Consider the following 21,390-nt stretch of genomic DNA (forward strand, 5'->3'; position numbering starts at 1 on the left):
ATTGGGATATGGCCAAGTGGTAAGGCATCGGTTTTTGGTACCGTGCATCGCTGGTTCGAATCCAGCTATCCCAGCTAACTAAAGTGATAAGCAATTTTGCTTATCACTTTTTTTGTGTCTAAAAAAATGTTGACAATAGGTCGAAACGACCTATAATAGATTAAGTCGATAGGTCGAGACGACATATTGGAGGCGAACATGTACGATTTATTAATTTTAGGAATGCTGATGGCACATGACTATTCTGGGTATAAGTTAGCTCATGTACTTGGTCAGACGTTAATCCCGCGTCGCAAAATTTCAAATGGGGTGATGTATCCGTTGTTGGATCGACTTGAAAAAGAAGGCTACATTCAAGCAAACGAACGGGAAGTGAACGGTCGCCGTTCAAAGGTCATGCATATTACTGACTTGGGTCGGCAACGTTTTTATGACTTAATGGATGAGCCGATTGCGCAAGATGCGAAACGCGATGATATGTATCGTTTTAAATTTCGTGGTTTTGGACATATCGCGAGCGACAAACAATTAGCGATTCTGGATGAGTATCAACAGATTATGCAAAATGAGTTGGATGACTCGTTGCGGGCAATCAAAAAATTGTCGAAGGAATCACAATGTTTACCGGATGAACGTGGTTATTATGAAGGTTCGATTCACAGTATTGAATTAGATGCAAAAATGCATGAAGCGCAATTAGCGTGGGTTGCTGAAATGAAAGAACACATTGAAGATAAGTTGGAGGAAGAGAAAGATGATGAAGCCTGATCAGGAGCAAGGACAACACAAGTGGATTGCGTTAATCGCGATGTCACTGGGTGTGTTCATGGCTTTGTTAGATGTCACAGTGGTGAATGTTGCTTTGCCAACAATGGCAGAAGATTTTAATACGACATTTGGGGACCTACAATGGGTCCTAAATGCCTATACGATTGTATTCGCATCAGTTTTGTTAATTGTTTCGAAATTGGGAGATATGTATGGTCGTAAGCGAATGTTTATGATTAGTATGGTTGTTTTCGTGATTGCCTCGGCAGTTAATGGCATGGCTACGAGTTTGCCAGTGCTAGTCGTTGGACGTGCTTTTCAAGCGATTGGTGGTGCGGGTCTAAACTCATTATCAATGGCGTTAGTGGCATCGAATTTTGATGGGCCATCGCGTGGAACTGGTATGGGAATTTTGGGATCGGTGATTGGTTTATCAACTGCTTCCGGTCCACTAGTTGGGGGTTACTTAGTTGAAACCTTTGGTTGGCCTTCAATTTTCTATATTAATGTGCCAATTGGGATTATTGCTTTCTACTTGGCTTTTAAGTATGTTAAGGAAACGCCTAGCTATGGTAAGGGACAAAAGATTGATTTCTTAGGGATGATTTTGTCTGGGGGTGCGCTCTTTACATTTGTCTATGGTTTGATTGAAAAAGAACACAATTTTGATTGGGCTTGGACCGACCCCCGTGTGATGTCTTGGTTAGTTGCCGGAATGGTCTTATTAGCTGCTTTCATTTTTGTCGAGCTACGTAAGCCAAATCCAATGATGAATTTGAAGCTATTTAAGCATGCGAATCTAGTTGGTGGTATCTTTGTTGCGTTTGCGCTAGGTGCAGGAATTTATGCGATTAATGCTTATTTGACCACAATGATGCAAAACTACATGGGTTATTCAGCCTTTAGTACTGGTTTACATCAACTGGTGATGTCAATCTGGGCCTTGATTCTAGGACCAATTACCGGTCGTTTAGGTGATCGTTATTCAAAGCGTTGGCTGATTGCTGGATTCTTAGGTTTAGGGGTTGTAGCCTATCTATCACTTGCCTTTATGCTTTCACCAAATATGACCTTTATGGAAATTGTACCTGGTTTGGTCTTGTTAGGAATTTCAAATGCGATGGTTAATCCATTGGTTAACAGTGTTGGTTTGGAAGGGATTGAACCTGCAGAGACTGGAATGGCTTCAGGTATTTTGAACGTCTTCCGTCAATTTGGTGTGACAGTCGGAATTGTGATGCTTGGATTAACACAAGCACATAACTACGAGAGCTACCTTAATGGTCATTGGAATGGCTTAGGATTAACGGGTAAGTTATCAACTGAGTTACACGATGTATTTACAAAGGTGAGCGCCTTTGGTGGCCATGAAGTTGCCTTTAGTTCACGCATGTCTGCATTGCCACAAGCAAAGCAAATTCAAGATATGGTGATGGCAGCTTTCCATAATGGAATGGTTGCGACCTTCTTGACGGCCGGCGCAATTGTGTTGGTCGGAGCCATTGCAGCTGCAATCTTGTTAAACGATTCAAAAGAAAATTAAAAAAACACTTGCAAAAGAAATGCCAACTTGTTATTATAAATAAGTTGGTTACGGGGGTTTAGCGAAGTCTGGTTAAACGCGGTGGACTGTAAATCCATTCCTTCGGGTTCATAGGTTCGAATCCTATAGCCCCCATTTATTGGGATATGGCCAAGTGGTAAGGCATCGGTTTTTGGTACCGTGCATCGCTGGTTCGAATCCAGCTATCCCAGTGAAAAGGTCGGTGAGCGATTACGCTTGCCGGCCTTTTGTTTTAAGCGTAATGTCATGATAGAAAGGATTCACATGCGAAGTAATCGAGAAATTAAAAAAGCAGCACGTCAGCATGTTATCGGTGATGGAAATACATTTCAAATTGCTTTGTCTTTAAGTTTGGGTCTCATCTTTTGGCGTTTTATTTATGGCTTAATCAATGCAAGCAGTGGAAAGTATGCTGATTTAATGCATTCCGCCACGGCGGTATTAAACAATGATGCTGGTGCCTCGGGTCCATTTTTAGAAAAGGTGCAGGCTTATGCACCAGGTCTAATGGGAATTATGCTAGTGAATGGTGTCATCAGCGGTATCCTAGCTTTAGGTGCTTCATGGGCCTTTGTTATGTGGCGTCTATCAAAAGGTAATCCAACGCGACCAGTGCGCTTGAGTTTACGTTTCTTCAAACCTGATACGATTAAAGATAGTGTAATTTTGAGTGCGGTTCGATATATCATTATTACAGTCGGAACGATGTTTTTCATTGTTCCAGGAATTGTCTTTGCTTTGAGCTTTGCTATGGCACCGTTCTTGTATGCAGCGGATGTACAAACTAAGCGGGCACCACGTGGTGTGACGGCATACTTAAGAGCATCATCTGAAATGATGCGTGGCTATCGCATGCAATTGTTATGGTTGAATCTTAGTTTTATCGGTTGGTATATTTTGACTAGTTTAACCCGTGGTTTGTTGGGTGTATATGTCATTCCATACTATCAAGCAACAATTGGTGAATTTTATTTGGCACGCCAAATCGACATTGAAAAGAATATTAAATAAAAACCGATGCTATCATCGGTTTTTTCTTTGAGGTAAATTTGATGGGAAAGAGACAGGAAAAAATAGTTGGGAATTATTTGAAATTAGGGCAAGACTTTGATGGTGCGCTGGGACCTGTTGATAATGTATTGGATCAACGAGCACCAATTTGGTTGCCAATTCAATTAAAGCAGCCCCAAGCAAAAATGACGGTGCAATTTGCAACGCATCAAGAACAAGTTTCACGTGAAACATGGACACGTTTGATTACACAGCATAGTCAGCAAGTAACCGAAAAGGATTTTGGACTTCGTAGTATTGTCTTAGACGAATCCAACCAGCAACGCATTTTGTTTGTTAATCCGAAAACGGTAGAATTCCAAACCTTAACCATTGTTTCAGCGCCCCGTGAACCTAATTTTAGAAAGACACAACTCTGGACCGGGTACTATCCCGGTGTGGCTGCTGTTTTAAAACAGCTTCGTGGTTATTTAAGTAATCAAAGTTACACAAGTTGTTCGTTCGAAATGTATGCATTTTTAAGAGAAATTGCGGATGGGGAGCTTGTCATCAGTCAACAAGGCGTGAATTTTTATCGAGATGCTTCTAACATTGCGATTGCTAAGGTAGAAGCAGATGTCTTACAAAAGTTGATTCGGCATGGGCTGCTTGTGATGCTGCAAAGACGATTAGGACTGACATCATTGGGGATGAGTTTTTTAAATTATTTCGCCCGCTTTTATGAGGCCGACTATCAAAAACAATTAGCGCAAGGGCAGGCCATGTTTAATGGTGGGCAGATTAAATTGCAAACCAGTCAACGAAAGTCGATTCAATTACCGCGTGAGGTGATTAAAGATGACAAATGAAGACTTACAAGCGATAGTCGAGGCGACATCGTTGGAATATTTTGAGCGTCCCTTTATGCATCAGGCTATTTTTAATAAACGGCTGCGGACGACTGGTGGACGGTATTTACTTCAGACGCATGATATTGAAATTAATCCGCACTTAATTGAGGCAGTAGATGATGATACCGTGTTGATTGGCATTATTAAGCATGAATTAATTCATTACCACCTACATACACAAGGCTTACCGCATCAGCATCGTGATCGAGAATTTAGAAATGAACTAAAGCGCATTGATGCCCCGCGTTTTGCACCCAGTGTGCCCGAAAGGTACAAATGGCATTATCAATGTGAAAACGGGCATGACGTCTATCGAATGCGACGTATTGATATTCGCAAGTATGTCTGTGGACGTTGCGGGTCGAAATTAAAATTAATTTCAGAAAAATAGTTGACTTATAAATTGTTAGCGTGATATATTTTACTGGTTAATTAACCGGTAAAGGAGTTTCGGCATGACAATTTCAGAAAACGCACAGCAAATCGATCAATTTTTAAATCAAGTCCTTTTATTAGCAGAAAACCAACGTGAAATCCTATTGGGGAACGAGCGACAGCAGGCGATTACGTTAACGCAAGGTCATCTATTGATGTTGTTGGCACAAAATGGGCCACAAACGAATGGTGAGTTGGCGCATGCCTTGGCGGTTTCGCCGGCTGCGGTGACCAAGGCGATGAAGGCGCTGCAAAAAGAAGGACATGCAATGGTGACATTGTTGCCAGACCCGGCTGATGGACGCATTAACCGTTGGACGTTGACCGATGAAGGTGCGGCTGAAGCATCAGCGCATGCTGGTGAACATGTTGAAACGCAAGCAGAATATGAAGCTGTTTTAAATCAGTTTTCAGATGCTGACCAAGCCGTTATTAATCGTTTCTTAGTTGCAATGACTGATAAGTTAACAGGGGGAAAGCATGCGTAGTCATTTGAGTAAAGTGTTGTTGTTTGTTTCAGGGGCCTTTGTCCTGACATTGATTGGAATGGTGATTGTCACCGGACTTAAACAAAATCAAGGTGAAAAAAAGGATAATGCCAAAATTCAAGTTGTGAGTAGTTTAAATAGTTATGGTGAAATGGCTGAGGCTGTTTTGGGGAATCAAGGGGATGTGCAAAGTGTAATTACAAGTCCTGATGTGGATCCGCACGACTTTGAACCAACGGCGAATACGGCCAAGCAATATCGGAATGCCACAGTGATTATTTCTAACGGTGGTGGATATGATGAATGGAGTGAGCGTTTTGCCAAGTCAAATTCACACGCTAAATCAGTTAATTTGGCAGATATGTATGATTATCATGATGGTGATAATGAACATTATTGGTATCAACCAGATGTCGTTGCACGTTTAACAAATCAATTGGTAGATACTTACAGCGAAATCAAGCCAGACCAACGCGAATATTTTGAAAAAAATGCGAAGGCCTATCAACAAAAAGCTGAAAAGCTAACAAAGCTACAAGCTGAGTTAAAAGCTGATGTCAACGGTAAGGGGATTTTGGCAACGGAACCGGTGTTTGATCCACAGCTTGAAGCATTAGGTGCCAAGATGTTGGTGCCTGAGTTCTCACATGCGATTGAGGAAGGTAATGATCCAACACCGGCCGCTTTGACAAAATGGCAAACAGCTTTGCAAAATCATCAAGCGGTGGCTGTAATTAATAACACGCAAACAACAAGTAAGTTGGTAAAACAGGCATTAGAAGAAGCGCAAGCGACTGACGTGCCCATCGTACCAGTTACTGAATCAATGCCAAAAGATAAGAGTTATATTGACTGGCAGTATGATCAATTAAAAAGTTTACAAAAGGCGGTACAATCATGACAGTATTAACTGGGACTGATGTTGGGATTAAATTTGGCCAACGTTGGTTATATCGACATGTTAATTTTGAATTGCGGAATCAGCGCGTCTTAGCCGTTATTGGTGATAATGGTGTCGGAAAGACGACCTTAATTCGCGCGATTTTAGAGAAACAAAAATTGACTGAAGGACAGTTGAATTGGACGAATCAAAAGCCAGTTGTGCGCTATGTGCCACAAGAACGTCCCGATGCCCAGGATTTTCCTTTGCGTATTTCAGAATTTGTGAGTTTGAGCTTTGATCAAGGCTGGCAACCTTGGCAGACAAAGGCTGAAAAGGCACAAATTGCGCATATCTTAGAAGATACGAATCTTGTTAAATTAGCAAATCGTCGGATTGATCGCGCGTCTGGTGGGGAGCGTCAACGGGCTTACTTAGCTCAAGCGTTACTGGTGAATCCAGGGGTGCTTATCTTAGATGAAGCAACTGCTAATTTAGATAATGTCGCAAAGTATGAATTAATGGATGTGGTTCGGCATTATCGTGACCATCATCAACTCAGCATTATTATGATTAGCCATGATTTGGAAATCATTCAAGAATATGCCGATGATTATCTACTTCTTAAGCCAGACGGTAGTGAGTTTGGTGAAGTGAAAGATCTGGATGTGACACAATTGGAGGTGGGAAACCAAGATCATGCTTAGTTATCCGTTTATGCAAAACGCGTTCCTAGTTGGAACGCTAATCGCGATTGTCAGTGGTTTTATCGGTGTTTTCGTTGTCGCCCGCCATATGTCGTTCCTGTCACACACATTGAGTGAGATTGGGTTTGCCGGGGCCTCGTTTGGTTTGTTTATGGGCTGGTCACCGTTAGTGGGGATGTTGATCTTTACGATTTTATCTGCGACCACAATTGGTGAACTAGGCATGGAAGAAGGTCGTTCAGAATCACTGATTTCAGCTGTTAGTGCGGTTGCAATTGGTTTAGGAATTGCTTTCTTGGCCTTGTCTCAGAAGAATGCCAGTGCGGCTACCAGTATTTTATTTGGCTCAATCTTTAGTATTAGCCATGAAAATATTATTCAAGTGGTTATTTTGGCAGTGATTGTTCTAGTTGTGGGCTTAGTCTGCTATCGTCCTTTACGTCATTTTGCTTTTGACTACAATACAGCGATTTTTAGTCTGAAACATATTGTTTGGATTGAAGTCTTGTTTTTGATTTTGATGGCAATGACTGTGGCGATTTCATCACAAATCGTGGGATCATTATTGATTTTCATTTTGATTACGCTACCAGCTAGTGCAGCGATGCGCTGGGGACGTACAGTCTGGCAAATGATTGGCTTGGCAATTCTCTTTGGAATTGTGGGGGTTTGGTCAGCATTAATTTTGTCATACTGGACAAATGTACCGGTTTCATTTTATATTGCGATTATTGAAGCAGGGATTTATTTTGTTTCATTAATCAATAAGGATGAATAATTGTTAATTAAATGATACACTGGTCGGATATATGTCCGGCCTTTTTTTGTTATGCTAGGTGTTGGATGAAGAAAAGAATTAAATATAAGGATGAATAAAAACATATGTTAACAGTATCAAACGTTTCAATTGCTTTTAACGGTAAAAAGCTATACCAAGATGTGAATTTGAAGTTTACACCAGGTAATACTTATGGGATTATCGGTGCGAACGGTGCCGGAAAGTCAACTTTTTTGAAGATTTTAGAAGGTAAGTTGCAACCAACCACTGGAAATGTGTCAATGGATCCAAACGAACGTATGTCATCATTGGTACAAGATCACTTTGCCTTTGATGAGTTCACGGTTATGGACACAGTTATGCAAGGTTATAAAGAATTGGCTGAAGTTAAGACTGAAATGGATGCCATCTATGCCAAGCCTGATTTTTCAGATGAAGACGGTATTCGTGCCGGTGAATTGTCAGCGCAATTCGATGAAATGAATGGTTGGACAGCTGAATCAGATGCATCACAACTTTTGCAAAGTGTTGGGATTGAAGAATCACTACATCAAACATTGATGGGTGAACTTTCAGAAACTGAAAAAGTTAAGGTCTTGTTGGCCCAAGCTTTGTTTGGTAACCCTGATATCTTGATTTTGGACGAGCCGACTAACGGTTTGGACACAAAGACGATTGCTTGGTTGGAAGACTTCTTAGGCGACTATCCAAACATTGTTATTGTTGTATCCCACGACCGTCACTTCTTGAATGCGGTCTCAACAATGACCTTAGATGTTGACTTCGGTAAGATTACTGAATTCGTTGGAAACTATGACTTCTGGAAGGAATCATCAGAATTAGCTTCACGTTTGCAAGCTAATGAAAATGCCAAGAAGGAAGAACAAATTAAAGAATTGCAAGAATTCGTGGCACGTTTCTCAGCCAATGCTTCTAAGTCAAAGCAAGCGACTGCACGTAAGAAGCAATTGGACAAGATTACATTGGATGACATCCAACCTTCAAGTCGTAAATACCCATACATCCATTTTGATATTACACGCGAAATTGGAAATGACATGGTTAAGGTTGAGAATATCTCAAAGACTGTTGACGGTGTTCAATTACTAAACAACGTATCATTTACTTTGCGTCCAAACGAAAAGACATTGATTATGGCTGACAATGACGTTGCAGCGACTGCCATGCTTGATATCTTAACTGGCGCAATGGAACCTGATGAAGGAACCGTTACTTGGGGTGTGACAACAAGTCGTGATTACATTTCAAAGGATATGAGTGAAAACTTCCCTAAGCCTGAAATGCATATTCTTGATTTCTTGCGTGACTTTGCAGGCAAGGATGAAGATGACAATACTTTCTTACGTGGATTGCTTGGTCGTATGTTGTTTAAGGGTGATGACGCGGAGAAGACTTTGGATGTGCTATCTGGTGGAGAAAAGGTGCGTGTTATGTTAGCTAAGTTGATGTTAACTAAGCCAAACGTGCTTGTTCTTGACGATCCAACTAACCATTTGGATTTGGAATCAATTACTTCATTGAATGATGGTTTGATTGATTATAAGGGTGGATTAATCTTTACATCACATGACCACACATTTGCGCAAACAATTGCTGACCACATTATTGTGCTTGGTAAGGAAGGCGTTATTGAACGTTCTGAAACGAACTACGATGAATTCATTAGCAACCCATCAGTTCAAAGTGCTTTAGAAGAACAAAACATTCAATTATAAAAAAAAGACGAACAGTGATGTTCGTCTTTTTTATGTCAATTTAAAGCAAGTGAGTAAAAAATAAGGTAACATATTGAGCGTAGAGGTATTTAACATGTCAAAGAAAAAGAAGATTAAGAAGATTTTAGTTGAACAAATTTTAGATAAAGCGAATGTTCCATATGAAACAATTGTGTTTGAAGATGGGATGGATCGTCAGCAATCTGAAATGGATAGCTATCATTTAACTGAGCATGATATTTATAAGACGCTGGCATTAACAGGTACAACCACAGGTCCTGTTATCGGTATTGTGCCAATTGATGGTCATTTAGATGAAAAGAAATTAGCTGTGGCGTCAGGAAATAAAAAAGTATCAATGATTCCGACGAAAGATTTACAAAAGACCACGGGGTATGTACATGGTGCAAATAATCCAGTGGGCATTTGGCAAAATAAGAAATTTTCGATTTATATTGATGAATCAGCCCAAGTAGCTGGACAATTAACCGTTTCTGCGGGTGAAATTGGTCGTTCAATTCGGATTGATGCGGATGCGTTAGCAGAATTTGTTAATGGGACATTCGTGGATCTACAGCAAGCATGATGCAAGAATTTTTGATTATATGGGGACAACTGTTGTTAATCGCACTCGTTATGCCATTCGTGGGTAGTGCGCTAATTTCAGCTGTCACAAAGCGAACCAATCAAGTTCTCGTTAATCGTTTGGGTAATCGTGCGCAGTATTATTTTAGTTTCTGTGGGATTATCATTCATGAATTGTCACATGCCGCCATGGCATTGATATTCCGTCATAAAATTGATCAAATCAGTCTGGTGCAAAAAGGTGATGAAAATCAAAAGTTGGGCTATGTCTCGCATGCATGGAACCCTAAGAGTTTTTACCAACGATTAGGCAATTTCTTCATTGGCATGGGACCCATTTTTGGGATTGGCTTAGCGATGTGGGGCGTGACCTATTTTTGTTGGCCGCAGTTAATTGAAGCGATTCAATATCGTAGCCTTGCTGGTCTGTGGTTTGATATAACCTGGTGGAAATTCGGTATCGGACTTGTGTTAACCATTCAATTTTGTTTGGCATTAAATTTAAGTGATGCTGATTGGCAAAATGTACGCAGTGGGGTTGTTAGTTATGCAGGATTGATTAGTGTTATCGCCATACCAGTTTTCTTTATGGTACGTGGTACGAATGAGTTGTGGAATGTTTTTGGTCGTTATGGCTTGTATTTCTTTGTGATAATGTTTAGTCTGAGTTTAGTTATCGACATTATGTTTAATTTTATCTTTAAGGATTAGGGAGGCATTATCATGGATCAACAGGAATCAACACAATTAGCCGCACTTGATGCTTTTATGCGTCAGACGTTAGCAGAAGATGAAACAGGCCATGATACCGGTCATATTGACCGGGTTATTCAATTGGCTGAGCATATCTTACAGTCGGAACCAACGGCTGATGAATTCATTACATTAGCTGCCGCTACATTACATGACACGTATGACGATAAGTTGTTTGATGACGTGGAACAAGCCAAACAACGTGTTGCCGATGAAATGACACGTGTGGGTGTATCCGAGGTAAAACAAAACGCAATTTTCCAAATCATTGATAATATGTCATGGAGTAAGCAACGTTTTGGTAATCCAGAACCCCTTGATATTTCAGGACAAATTGTTCAGGATGCAGATCGACTTGAGGCAATGGGGATGATTGCGGCTGCGCGTGTGATTCAATATGGGGTCCAAGCACACCATATTTTATACGATCCAGCAATGCCCCCACGTGATTTAAAAACGAAGGCAGATTATCGTAATCCGGCTGGCGAAACGATGATTAATCATTTCGATGAAAAATTATTTTTATTAAAAGACTATTTAAATACTGATGAAGCAAAGCGGATTGGTACAATCCGTGATACTGCGATGCATCAATTTGTGGACCAATTCAAAGCGGAATGGGTCGGCGAAGATTATTAATAGTAATCAAACAAAGTGGTCCAACCAATCTTTTGGTTGGACCACTTTTATGTTATTATGAACAAATGATTACATTAGGAGCGTGGCTATGGAACAAGAAGCAATTTATTTGCGTGTTTTAACAGACTTGAAACAGCGCATTAATGACCAAGAGTTCGAAAATTTAAAATTGCCGGACGAGCGTTCGTTAGCAACCGCTTACGAAGTTTCACGAAGCTCAATTAAACGAGCACTAAATGTCTTGGCACAACAAGGGATTATCTTTAAAAAGCGCGGATCTGGAACTTTTGTGAATCCGTTATATTTAAAAAATCAAACCATGTTCCAATCAACGGGACATAATTTAGGGGTTTCAGACTCTTTCCGTTTCGATGACGAAGTACCAGCAATTGAATTAGTGAGTTTCGAACAACACCCCGCTGACGATGATACGCAATTGGCGCTGTTCTTACAGCCTGATGAACCGGTTTATCATATTCAACGTTTGCGTCAACTAAAAGGCAAGACCTTTATGAGTGAGGATGCATTAGTTCCAGTAAAATTATTGCCTAATTTAACGGCAGCTGATTTGAATGCATCGCTTTTCCAATATGCTGAAATGACGACTAAGAAGGCCGTAACGCGGTCATTCTTATCTGTGACGGTTGAACCATCAACGGCAAAAGATCAAGCAGAATTGGATTTAGCCCCCAATGAACCAGTTGGGGTCATGGGCGGTATTTATTTTCTAGATGATGGCACGCCTTTTGAAGTTGGAACGATGCGTGTTCACTATAAATACATGAAATATAATAGTTTTGATAGTCTAGACGGCGAATAAGCCAGATCATATATCATTTAAATAATTGGACCGTTCCAATTATTTATTTATTCTTGTATGTTCATTTTAAATCTGTTATTATGATTGTGTTGACTTAGGGAATTGGCCCTTAAAGTCTTAATTTTATTTTCATAACAAATATTAAGGAGATTCAAAATGGCAGTAGATTTTGATTCAAAGGATTACCTTGAAAAGGTTGACGCCTGGTGGCGTGCAACTAATTATCTTTCAGCTGGTATGATTTTCTTGAAGAGCAACCCATTGTTCTCAGTTACAAATACACCAATTACTGAAGAAGACGTTAAAGTTAAGCCTATCGGACACTGGGGAACTATCTCAGGTCAAACTTTCCTTTACGCACATGCTAACCGTTTGATCAACAAGTACGACCTAAACATGTTCTATGTTGGTGGACCTGGTCACGGTGGACAAGTTATGGTTACGAACGCATATCTTGACGGATCATACACAGAAGATATTCCTGAGATTACTCAAGATATCGAAGGTATGTCACGTTTGTTCAAGCGTTTCTCATTCCCTGGTGGAATCGGATCACACATGACTGCGCAAACACCTGGTTCATTGCACGAAGGTGGAGAATTAGGTTACTCATTGTCACACGCCACTGGTGCTGTGCTTGATAACCCAGACCAAATCGCTTTTGCTGTTATTGGTGACGGTGAAGCCGAAACTGGTCCTTCAATGACTGCTTGGAACTCAATCAAGTTCTTGAACCCTAAGAACGACGGTGCTGTTTTGCCAATCTTGGACTTGAACGGATTCAAGATTTCAAACCCAACATTGTTCTCACGTATGGATGACAAGCACTTGTCAGAATTCTTTGAAGGTTTGGGATGGTCACCTCGTTTCATCGAAAACGATGACATTCATGATTACATGGCTTACCACGAGCAATCAGCTCAAGTGTTTGACCAAGCAATCGAAGACATCCAAGCAATCCAAAAGGACGCTCGTGAAAACGGACGTTACGAAGATGGTGAAATTGCAGCTTGGCCTGTAATTATTGCTCGTTTGCCAAAGGGTTGGGGTGGACCTCAATTTGATGCTGACGGTAACCCTATCGAAGGTTCATTCCGTGCGCACCAAGTTCCATTGCCTTTGTCAGCAAACAAGATGGAAACTTTGCCACAATTCGAAGAATGGATGAACTCATACAAGCCACAAGAATTGTTCAACGCTGATGGTACATTGAAGTCAGAATTGGCTGAAATTGCACCTAAGGGTGACAAGCGTATGGGATCAAACCCAATCACTAATGGTGGTGCACCTAAGGGTGAATCATCAAAGGATTTGGATTTGCCAGACTGGCGTCAATTTGCTAACGACATTACTGCTGAAAACCGTGGTACTGAATTAGCTGATGGAAACCGTAACATGGACATGAACGTGTTGTCAGGATTCTTTGCTGAAATCGCAAAGATGAACCCAACATCATTCCGTATCTTCGGACCTGACGAAACTATGTCAAACCGTCTATGGGATATGTTCAAGATGACAAACCGTCAATGGATGTCAGAAGTTAAGGAACCTAACGACCAATACGTTGGACCTGAAGGACGTATCATTGATTCACAACTTTCAGAACACCAAGCTGAAGGTTGGTTGGAAGCCTACACATTGACTGGTCGTGTTGGTGTATTCGCGTCATACGAATCATTCTTGCGTGTTGTAGACTCAATGATTACTCAACACTTCAAGTGGTTGCGTCACGCTTCAGAACAAGCATGGCGTAATGATTACCCATCATTGAACTTGATCTCAACTTCAACTGTATTCCAACAAGACCACAACGGTTACACTCACCAAGATCCAGGTATGTTGACACACTTGGCTGAGAAGAAGTCTAACTTCGTTCGCCAATACTTGCCAGCTGATGGAAACTCATTGTTGGCTGTATTCAACCGTGCATTCTCAGAACGTCATTTGGTGAACCACGTTGTTGCTTCTAAGCAACCACGTCAACAATGGTTCTCAGCTGACGAAGCTGAATTGTTGGCTACTGAAGGATTGGCTACAATTGACTGGGCATCTACTGCACCTAACGGTGAAGCTGACATCGTCTTCGCATCTGCTGGTGTTGAACCAACAATCGAAACTTTGGCTGCTTTGCACCTAGTTAACGAAGCCTTCCCTGAAGTTAAGTTGCGTTATGTGAACGTTGTTGAATTGATGCGTTTGCAAAAGAAGAACGGTGAAATGAACGATGATCGTGAATTGACTGACGAAGAATTCTCAGCTTACTTCGGTGAGAACGGAACTCCTGTTGTCTTTGGATTCCACGGTTACGAAGATTTGATCGAATCATTCTTCTACGAGCGTCAACACTTGGGATTGCACCCACACGGTTACCGTGAAGATGGTGACATCACAACTACTTACGACATGCGTGTATACTCACAATTGGATCGTTTCAACCAAGCCAAGGATGCTGTTTCAACATTGATGGCTAACGGTGTTGTTGATGAAGCTAAGGGTTCTGTCTTCCTAGAGAAGATGGACCAAATCTTGGCTAAGCACTTCGACGTTACTCGTAACGAAGGTCGTGACATTGAAGAATTCACTGACTGGAAGTGGACACCATTGGTTTAATCACCAATTTTGTTTAAAATAGTTTAAATAATAGCTAGGAATTATCATTAATTTGATGATTCCTGGCTTTTTTATTTGGAGTGAGTCGCTTATAATAGGATTAATTCTAATCGCATCAGTCAATGATAGGAGTGTGCATAATATGGTAAATGAATTTCCTCAAGTTGTGACAATCGCTGGTAATGATAGTGATGGTTCTGCGGGTGGTCCAGCAGATTTACATACTTTTTTTGCGCGTAACACATACGGTATGATGATTTTAACGGCTGCTGTTGCCGGAAACTCATACGGAATCCAAGATCAACGTACAATGGATTTGCCATTTATCAATCAGCAATTTAAGAGTATTGCTGATGATTTTGACATCAAGGCGGCCAAGACGGGTATGTTAGCCGATCAACCAATTATTCAAACAGTTGTCGATAATTTAAAGCAGGTGTCATTTGGTGCTTTAGTGGTTGACCCTGTGATTTCAACGAAACACGGTGCAACCTTGTTGGAGCTGGATGCGATTCAAGCGGTACAAAATGAGTTATTACCATTAGCGACGGTGACCACACCAAATATTTATGAAGGTGAATTATTAGCGGATATGTCAATTGAAACGTCCGATGATATGGAAACAGCTGCTCAAAAAATTCAATCATTTGGTGCAAAAAATGTTTTGTTAAAGGGAAGACATAGTGAGGACGACCAGCAAGAGGTGCGCGACCTATTGTTGTTAGAAAATGGGGAAAAACACTGGCTGACAGCGCCTTATGTACCAACAACGCATATTAATGGAACGGGTGATACATTGTCATCAGTCATCGTTTCTGAACTCGCCAAAGGTGCAACTGTCTTGGAAGCAGCGACTTTAGCAAAGGAATTGACGTATCAAGCCATTGCCAATACGATTGAGGTTGGACATCAATTTGGCCCAATTAACATTTGGCAGGCTCAAGACTAGGCATTATGGGTCAAAATTTGATAAACTAGTACTTGATAAATTAAACGAGGAGTATCAATTATGATCGTACTATTAGTACTAGGAATTGTATTTTTACTATATACTTTATTACAATATACACAGCATCGGGAAGTACGTTGGATTCCCCTTGTATTGGGAATTGTGCTGATTGCTGGTAATTTGTGGGGACTACATGTCGCTGATGACAAACATTTGTTTATGACGCGAAATGAAGAATCAAGAACTGAAAAAATCGAACCAGCTGCACAAGTTGGTAAATATAATTTTATTACAACCCAAAAAATTGGCGATAATAAACGTTATACGTATCAGTTAAATGATAAGAGTTATCAAACGCTGGCTAAAAACACGACGATGACGCTAAAAACGGGGTCACCAGCAACATTAAAGACCAGTGTGACGACTTTTGTTGAGTCAAATGTTTTTGATCGTTTTATGCGTCTTGGAAAGAATTCGCAAGATCAAGCAGATACCGCTTATACGATGACGGTTCCAAAAGATTGGCATATCGTATCAACGGACCAATTTGATAAGCTAGAAAAAATTGCAACGGCATCAGATGAAAATTTGTCTGACAATGTTGCAAAGCGTGTTAAAGATGAGTATGCGAGAGCTTACGATGAAAATCATAATTTCTTAAAGGACAAAAATGCGCAGAAAAAGTTGCAAGACAAAATTGTAGCTGATGAAACAAAAAAGAGTGAAGAGAAAATCAATAAGCAAATTGAGAAGCAGCTTAAGGATTGGAATATTAAGTAGTTTTTTTAGGACCGAATTGCCTTTTTTGGCACTTTGGTTCTTTTTTATTAGATTAAAATTAGTATGTTAAAAAAAGATGAGTGTGATAAAATGAGGGTTATAGTAACTTAACTGGAGGCAAAAGGATGACTCAAAAAAAAGATAATTTATATGATGCAGTGAATGCTGAATGGGAAGCGCAAGCCGTGATTCCTGATGACAAGCCTAGTACAGGTGGTTTTATCGATCTGAGAGACGAAGTTGAAGCCCTCATGTTAGAGACAACTGATGAATGGTTAGCTGGAAATAATGTGCCGGATGATGCGATTTTAAAAAGTTTTGTTAACTATCATCGTTTAGCAAGTGATTGGGAACAACGTGATGCTAAAGGTGCGGAACCAGTTAAACCCTTGATTGCAAAGTATCAAGCGTTAGACTCGTTTGAAGACTATAATGCGCACTTAGTTGAACTGGAACAAGCTGGTTTGCCAAATGCTGTGCCATTAGCAATTGAACCTGATTTTAAAGATGCGCAACGCAATGTTTTGTGGGCAGACAGTTTTGGAACGATTTTACCTGATACGACTTACTATGCCGATGACCATCCACAAAAACAAGAATTATTGGATAAATGGCTTGAAATCCAGACAGAGTTATTTAAGAAATTTGGCTTTGATGATGCCGAGGCTGCTGATATTTTGAAGAAAAACTTAGCATTTGATGCCAAAGTTGCCAAGTATGTGAAGAGTAATGAAGAAGCCTCAATTACAAAAGATTGGTATCATCCATATGCTTGGGATGAATTTGTGCAATTAGCAGGTGCGCTTGATGTAACCACTTTAGTACAGGCACAAATTGGGACAATTCCTGAGCAAATTATTGTGGGCGATGAGCGTTTCTGGCAAAATGCGGGTGAGTTTTTCTCAGACGCTGCTTGGCCAGAATTAAAAGCGCATTTGTTGGTATCAATTGTAAATAGCTTTACGGCTTACCTATCAGAGGATATTCGTTTGTTAGGTGGCGCCTACGGTCGCTATATTTCGGGTGTACCAGCACCAAGCAGTCAACGTAAGTCAGCATATTATTTGGCCGAAGGGGCTTTTGATCAGCCATTAGGCTTATGGTACGCGGGTGAAAAGTTCCCAGCTGAAGCTAAGGCTGACGTCGAACATAAAGTGCAAACCATGATTAATGTGTTTAAGCAACGTTTGCAAGCGGTTGATTGGCTACAAGATGAGACTAAAGCCAAAGCTCAAGCGAAGTTAGATGTTATTACGCCACATATTGGATACCCTGAGAAGTTACCAGAACGCTTCTCTAAGCGTGTTGTTGAAGCTGATGATGAATTAGTCAGTGTGGCGCAAAAAATTCGAGAACAGGCAACTGCTGAATCCTGGTCACGTTGGAATCAACCGGTTGACCAAACAGAATGGTCAATGCCAGCAAATATGGTCAACGCGTATTATTCTCCACAACAAAATCAAATTGTCTTCCCAGCCGCAATTTTGCAAGCACCATTCTATAGTTTAGACCAAACTGCTTCACAAAATTTCGGGGGAATCGGAGCAGTTATTGCGCATGAAATTTCACACGCCTTTGATACAAATGGGGCTGAATTTGATGAACATGGTAATTTGAATAATTGGTGGACTGAAGCAGATTTTGCTGCCTTTAAAGAACGAACTGACCGTGTCGTTGCACAATTTGATGGACTTGAGGTTGAAGATGTTAAGGTGAATGGAACTTTGACGGTTTCAGAAAATGTGGCTGACCTTGGCGGTTTGGCAGCGGCTTTGCAAGCTGCAGAATTAGAAGCTGATTTCTCAGCGAATGAATTCTTCACTAATTGGGCGCGTATCTGGCGTAACAAGGCTCGTCCAGAATTTGCTAAGATGATTGCAGCTACTGATGTGCATGCGCCTAGTCGCTACCGTGCAAATATTCCAGCTGCTAACTTTGAGGAGTTCCACACGACTTACGATGTACAACCGGGTGATGGTATGTATCGAGCGCCTGAAGATCGCGTGATTATTTGGTAAAAGTGGACAAATTTCGCGTGAGTGTTGCAAAAATAAAAATTAAATGATGTTGGTAAAAGGCCGATAATGTTCTAAAAACAGGATATTATCGGCCTTTTGTGATTTAGGTCACATATAGAACCAGTTTCTGTAAACGCTTACGAAAGCTTGGTGTATAGGCTTTTGAAAATAAATGAAAAAATAAAACTAAAAAGTGTTGACACTACTTTGTGAAATGTTATACTAAGTATGTTGATAGAGATAAACACACAAAGAAGTTTACAAAAGAAGGGGAGCTAAACAATGGCTGATACACCTAAAACTAAGAAAAAAGAATTAACTCCAGAAGAAAAGGCACAAAAGCGTGCTGATGCTGAAAAGATGACACAAGAATTAGTTGAAAAGGCACAAGTTGCTTTTGAAGAGTTCAAGACATATACACAAGAACAAGTTGATGAAATTGTTGCAGCTATGGCATTAGCTGGTTCATCACACTCACTACAATTGGCTCACGAAGCACAAGAAGAAACAGGTCGTGGTGTTGTTGAAGACAAAGACACTAAGAACAAGTTCGCTTCTGAATCAGTTTATAACGCAATTCGCCACGACAAGACTGTTGGTGTGATTAGTGAAGATAAGGTTAAGGGTCAAGTTAAGGTTGCTGCACCATTAGGTATCTTGGCTGGTATCGTACCAACAACTAACCCAACTTCAACGACAATCTTTAAGTCAATGATGGCTGCTAAGACACGTAACGTCATCGTCTTTGCTTTCCATCCACAAGCGCAACAATCTTCTGTACACGCTGCTAAGATTGTTTACGATGCTGCTGTTGCTGCTGGTGCACCAAAGAATTTTGTTCAATGGATTGAAAAGCCATCAATCGATGCAACGGATGCCTTGATTACAAATCCTGGTATTGCATCAATCTTGGCTACTGGTGGACCTGGAATGGTTAACGCTGCTTTGCATTCAGGAAACCCATCAATGGGTGTTGGTGCTGGTAACGGAGCCGTTTATATTGATGCAACTGCTGATGTTAACCGTGCCGTTGAAGACTTGTTGATTTCAAAGCGTTTTGACAACAGCATGATCTGTGCGGCTGAAAACTCAGTTGTTATTGATGCATCAATCTATGATGAATTTATGAAGCGTTTGCAATCACAAGGTGGATACCTAGTACCAAAGCGTGATTACAAGAAGATTGCTGATTATGCCTTCAAGCCAAATGATGAAGGTTACGGTGTTGCTGGACCTGTTGCCGGACGTCCTGCCCGTTGGATTGCCAACGAAGCTGGTGTTAAGATGCCAGATGACAAGGACGTTATGTTGTTCGAACTTGATAAGAAGAACATTGGTGAAGCTTTGTCATCAGAAAAGTTGAGCCCAATGCTTTCAGTTTATAAGGCAGATTCACGTGACGAAGCAATTGAAATCGTACGTGCTTTGCTTAACTACCAAGGTGCCGGACACAACGCGGCGATCCAAATTGGTGCCCAAAACGACCCATTTGTTAAGGAATATGCCGATGCCGTTGAAGCTTCACGTATTTTGGTTAACCAACCAGATACTTTGGGTGGAATCGGTGATGTTTACTCAGATGCAATGCGTCCATCATTGACGCTAGGAACTGGTTCATGGGGGAAGAATTCATTGTCACATAACTTGTCTACAGATGATTTGTTGAATGTTAAGACGGTTGCCCGTCGTCGTAATCGTCCACAATGGGTACGTTTGCCAGAAAACATTTACTACGAATCAAACGCTATTTCATACCTACAAGATATTGAAAATGTTGATCGTGCCTTTATCGTTGCCGACCCAGGAATGGTTCAATTTGGTTTCGTTGACCAAGTTATGGACCAATTAGCTTTGCGTGAGACAACTGTTAAGACTTCAGTTTACGGAACAGTTAAGCCTGATCCAACAATTGGACAAACAATCGAAATTGCACGCCAAATGGCTGAATTTAAGCCTGACACAGTGATTCTACTTGGTGGAGGATCGGCACTTGACGCTGGTAAGATTGCACGTTATATCTACGAGTACTCACAAAACCATGAAGGTATTTTGGACCAACCTGATGAATTGCAAGAATTATTCCAAGAACTACAACAAAAGTTCATGGATATCCGTAAGCGTATCATCAAGTTTGAGGCACAACCATTGACACAAATGGTTGCCATCCCAACAACTTCAGGTACTGGATCAGAAGTAACACCATTCGCGGTTATTACTGACGATGCAACACACGTTAAGTACCCATTGGCTGATTATGCTTTGACACCACAAGTTGCCATTGTTGACCCTGAATTTGTTATGACTGTGCCAAAGCGTACAGTTGCCTTCTCAGGAATGGACTCATTGTCACACGCCTTGGAATCATATGTTTCAGTTATGGCTTCAGACTTTACACGTCCATGGGCTTTGCAAGCTATCAAGTTAATCTTTGATAACTTGGAAGAATCATATAACTACGATCCAAAGCACCCTTCAAAGGAAGGTCAAACTGCCCGTGCTAACATGCATTATGCAGCTACATTGGCTGGTATGTCATTTGCGAACGGATTCCTTGGTTTGAACCACGCGATTGCCCACAAGACTGGTGGAGAATTCGACTTGCCACACGGTTTGGCAATCACAATTGCAATGCCACACGTAATTAAGTTCAACGCGGTAACTGGAAACGTTAAGCGTACACCATTCCCACGTTACGAAACTTATCGTGCACAAAAGGATTATGCTGATATCGCACGTTACATCGGTTTGGAAGGTAAGGATGATGCCGCATTAGTTGATGCTTTGATTGCTAAGATTAAGGAATTGACGGATGCATTGGACATCGACCCAACTTTGTCAGGAAACGGTGTTGATAAGAAGGCGGTTAAGGATAGTGTTGATCGTTTGTCAGATTATGTTTATGATGACCAAACAATCGGAACGAACCCTCGTCAACCATTCTTGTCAGAAATTCGTGAATTGTTGTTAGACGAAATCTAA

General features: G+C 40.9%; 19 protein-coding genes and 3 tRNA genes. All 22 read left to right on the plus strand.

Annotation, left to right across the window (positions count from 1 at the left end):
* Positions 1-2 precede the first annotated feature (2 nt).
* The 22 genes from IV67_RS07995 (at position 3) to adhE (ending at position 21,390) form a co-directional block, all read left to right on the plus strand.
* Positions 3-74 (plus strand) — tRNA-Gln (locus IV67_RS07995).
* Between the two features lie 124 nt (positions 75-198).
* Positions 199-768 carry a PadR family transcriptional regulator gene (locus IV67_RS08000; RefSeq protein ID WP_057788826.1) on the plus strand — a complete coding sequence of 190 codons (570 nt, stop codon included), beginning with the start codon at positions 199-201 and terminating at the stop codon, positions 766-768.
* A complete protein-coding gene (locus IV67_RS08005; protein WP_201782744.1) occupies positions 755-2,311 on the plus strand; it encodes an MFS transporter in 1,557 nt (518 codons plus the stop codon). Before IV67_RS08000 ends, IV67_RS08005 begins: the two co-directional genes overlap by 14 nt.
* A gap of 52 nt (positions 2,312-2,363) precedes the next feature.
* Positions 2,364-2,446, plus strand: a tRNA-Tyr gene (locus tag IV67_RS08010).
* Positions 2,447-2,451: 5 nt separating this feature from the next.
* Positions 2,452-2,523, plus strand: a tRNA-Gln gene (locus IV67_RS08015).
* Positions 2,524-2,596: 73 nt separating this feature from the next.
* Positions 2,597-3,343 (plus strand): DUF975 family protein, encoded by a 747-nt coding sequence (locus tag IV67_RS08020; protein WP_057788828.1) that lies wholly within the window; start codon positions 2,597-2,599, stop codon positions 3,341-3,343.
* A gap of 41 nt (positions 3,344-3,384) precedes the next feature.
* Positions 3,385-4,191: a hypothetical protein gene (locus IV67_RS08025; protein WP_057788829.1), complete on the plus strand. Its 807-nt coding sequence runs from the start codon at positions 3,385-3,387 to the stop codon at positions 4,189-4,191.
* The gene (locus IV67_RS08030; RefSeq protein WP_057788831.1) at positions 4,181-4,624 is read left to right on the plus strand and encodes a SprT family protein; all 444 of its coding nucleotides are present in this window, start codon (positions 4,181-4,183) and stop codon (positions 4,622-4,624) included. The genes IV67_RS08025 and IV67_RS08030 overlap by 11 nt, the downstream gene beginning before the upstream one ends.
* Before the next feature lie 64 nt (positions 4,625-4,688).
* Positions 4,689-5,156 (plus strand): MarR family winged helix-turn-helix transcriptional regulator, encoded by a 468-nt coding sequence (locus tag IV67_RS08035; RefSeq protein ID WP_057788833.1) that lies wholly within the window; start codon positions 4,689-4,691, stop codon positions 5,154-5,156.
* Positions 5,149-6,057: a metal ABC transporter solute-binding protein, Zn/Mn family gene (locus IV67_RS08040; RefSeq protein WP_083486715.1), complete on the plus strand. Its 909-nt coding sequence runs from the start codon at positions 5,149-5,151 to the stop codon at positions 6,055-6,057. Before IV67_RS08035 ends, IV67_RS08040 begins: the two co-directional genes overlap by 8 nt.
* Positions 6,054-6,743 carry a metal ABC transporter ATP-binding protein gene (locus IV67_RS08045; protein ID WP_057788835.1) on the plus strand — a complete coding sequence of 230 codons (690 nt, stop codon included), beginning with the start codon at positions 6,054-6,056 and terminating at the stop codon, positions 6,741-6,743. The genes IV67_RS08040 and IV67_RS08045 overlap by 4 nt, the downstream gene beginning before the upstream one ends.
* Positions 6,736-7,521, plus strand: a complete 786-nt coding sequence (locus tag IV67_RS08050; protein WP_057788837.1) for a metal ABC transporter permease — start codon at positions 6,736-6,738, stop codon at positions 7,519-7,521. Before IV67_RS08045 ends, IV67_RS08050 begins: the two co-directional genes overlap by 8 nt.
* A gap of 104 nt (positions 7,522-7,625) precedes the next feature.
* The gene (locus tag IV67_RS08055) at positions 7,626-9,257 is read left to right on the plus strand and encodes an ABC-F family ATP-binding cassette domain-containing protein (protein WP_057788839.1); all 1,632 of its coding nucleotides are present in this window, start codon (positions 7,626-7,628) and stop codon (positions 9,255-9,257) included.
* A 94-nt stretch (positions 9,258-9,351) separates the two neighbouring features.
* Positions 9,352-9,843, plus strand: a complete 492-nt coding sequence (locus IV67_RS08060) for a YbaK/EbsC family protein (protein WP_057788841.1) — start codon at positions 9,352-9,354, stop codon at positions 9,841-9,843.
* Positions 9,840-10,553 (plus strand): hypothetical protein, encoded by a 714-nt coding sequence (locus tag IV67_RS08065; RefSeq protein ID WP_057788843.1) that lies wholly within the window; start codon positions 9,840-9,842, stop codon positions 10,551-10,553. The genes IV67_RS08060 and IV67_RS08065 overlap by 4 nt, the downstream gene beginning before the upstream one ends.
* A gap of 12 nt (positions 10,554-10,565) precedes the next feature.
* Complete coding sequence (locus IV67_RS08070) at positions 10,566-11,234, plus strand: HD domain-containing protein (RefSeq protein WP_057788846.1); 669 nt, start codon at positions 10,566-10,568, stop codon at positions 11,232-11,234.
* An 88-nt stretch (positions 11,235-11,322) separates the two neighbouring features.
* Entirely contained in the window at positions 11,323-12,054 is a 732-nt protein-coding gene (locus IV67_RS08075; protein WP_057788849.1) for a GntR family transcriptional regulator, read from the plus strand.
* A 156-nt stretch (positions 12,055-12,210) separates the two neighbouring features.
* Positions 12,211-14,664: a phosphoketolase family protein gene (locus tag IV67_RS08080; RefSeq protein WP_057788851.1), complete on the plus strand. Its 2,454-nt coding sequence runs from the start codon at positions 12,211-12,213 to the stop codon at positions 14,662-14,664.
* Between the two features lie 142 nt (positions 14,665-14,806).
* Positions 14,807-15,613 (plus strand): bifunctional hydroxymethylpyrimidine kinase/phosphomethylpyrimidine kinase, encoded by an 807-nt coding sequence (thiD, locus tag IV67_RS08085; protein WP_057788853.1) that lies wholly within the window; start codon positions 14,807-14,809, stop codon positions 15,611-15,613.
* Between the two features lie 60 nt (positions 15,614-15,673).
* The gene (locus IV67_RS08090) at positions 15,674-16,393 is read left to right on the plus strand and encodes a DUF4811 domain-containing protein (protein ID WP_057788855.1); all 720 of its coding nucleotides are present in this window, start codon (positions 15,674-15,676) and stop codon (positions 16,391-16,393) included.
* A 125-nt stretch (positions 16,394-16,518) separates the two neighbouring features.
* Entirely contained in the window at positions 16,519-18,411 is a 1,893-nt protein-coding gene (locus IV67_RS08095; protein ID WP_057788857.1) for a M13-type metalloendopeptidase, read from the plus strand.
* A gap of 282 nt (positions 18,412-18,693) precedes the next feature.
* Positions 18,694-21,390: a bifunctional acetaldehyde-CoA/alcohol dehydrogenase gene (adhE, locus tag IV67_RS08100; RefSeq protein ID WP_057788859.1), complete on the plus strand. Its 2,697-nt coding sequence runs from the start codon at positions 18,694-18,696 to the stop codon at positions 21,388-21,390.

The sequence above is a fragment of the Weissella minor genome (assembly GCF_001437425.1).
Lineage (GTDB): Bacteria > Bacillota > Bacilli > Lactobacillales > Lactobacillaceae > Weissella > Weissella minor.

Excerpts from the sequence above, each read along its gene's own strand:
- IV67_RS08000 (WP_057788826.1), top strand. The coding sequence starts at position 199 with ATGTACGATTTATTAATTTTAGGAATGCTGATGGCACATGACTATTCT.
- IV67_RS08005 (WP_201782744.1), top strand. The coding sequence starts at position 755 with ATGATGAAGCCTGATCAGGAGCAAGGACAACACAAGTGGATTGCGTTA.
- IV67_RS08020 (WP_057788828.1), top strand. The coding sequence starts at position 2,597 with ATGCGAAGTAATCGAGAAATTAAAAAAGCAGCACGTCAGCATGTTATC.
- IV67_RS08025 (WP_057788829.1), top strand. The coding sequence starts at position 3,385 with ATGGGAAAGAGACAGGAAAAAATAGTTGGGAATTATTTGAAATTAGGG.
- IV67_RS08030 (WP_057788831.1), top strand. The coding sequence starts at position 4,181 with ATGACAAATGAAGACTTACAAGCGATAGTCGAGGCGACATCGTTGGAA.
- IV67_RS08035 (WP_057788833.1), top strand. The coding sequence starts at position 4,689 with ATGACAATTTCAGAAAACGCACAGCAAATCGATCAATTTTTAAATCAA.
- IV67_RS08040 (WP_083486715.1), top strand. The coding sequence starts at position 5,149 with ATGCGTAGTCATTTGAGTAAAGTGTTGTTGTTTGTTTCAGGGGCCTTT.
- IV67_RS08045 (WP_057788835.1), top strand. The coding sequence starts at position 6,054 with ATGACAGTATTAACTGGGACTGATGTTGGGATTAAATTTGGCCAACGT.
- IV67_RS08050 (WP_057788837.1), top strand. The coding sequence starts at position 6,736 with ATGCTTAGTTATCCGTTTATGCAAAACGCGTTCCTAGTTGGAACGCTA.
- IV67_RS08055 (WP_057788839.1), top strand. The coding sequence starts at position 7,626 with ATGTTAACAGTATCAAACGTTTCAATTGCTTTTAACGGTAAAAAGCTA.
- IV67_RS08060 (WP_057788841.1), top strand. The coding sequence starts at position 9,352 with ATGTCAAAGAAAAAGAAGATTAAGAAGATTTTAGTTGAACAAATTTTA.
- IV67_RS08065 (WP_057788843.1), top strand. The coding sequence starts at position 9,840 with ATGATGCAAGAATTTTTGATTATATGGGGACAACTGTTGTTAATCGCA.
- IV67_RS08070 (WP_057788846.1), top strand. The coding sequence starts at position 10,566 with ATGGATCAACAGGAATCAACACAATTAGCCGCACTTGATGCTTTTATG.
- IV67_RS08075 (WP_057788849.1), top strand. The coding sequence starts at position 11,323 with ATGGAACAAGAAGCAATTTATTTGCGTGTTTTAACAGACTTGAAACAG.
- IV67_RS08080 (WP_057788851.1), top strand. The coding sequence starts at position 12,211 with ATGGCAGTAGATTTTGATTCAAAGGATTACCTTGAAAAGGTTGACGCC.
- thiD (WP_057788853.1), top strand. The coding sequence starts at position 14,807 with ATGGTAAATGAATTTCCTCAAGTTGTGACAATCGCTGGTAATGATAGT.
- IV67_RS08090 (WP_057788855.1), top strand. The coding sequence starts at position 15,674 with ATGATCGTACTATTAGTACTAGGAATTGTATTTTTACTATATACTTTA.
- IV67_RS08095 (WP_057788857.1), top strand. The coding sequence starts at position 16,519 with ATGACTCAAAAAAAAGATAATTTATATGATGCAGTGAATGCTGAATGG.
- adhE (WP_057788859.1), top strand. The coding sequence starts at position 18,694 with ATGGCTGATACACCTAAAACTAAGAAAAAAGAATTAACTCCAGAAGAA.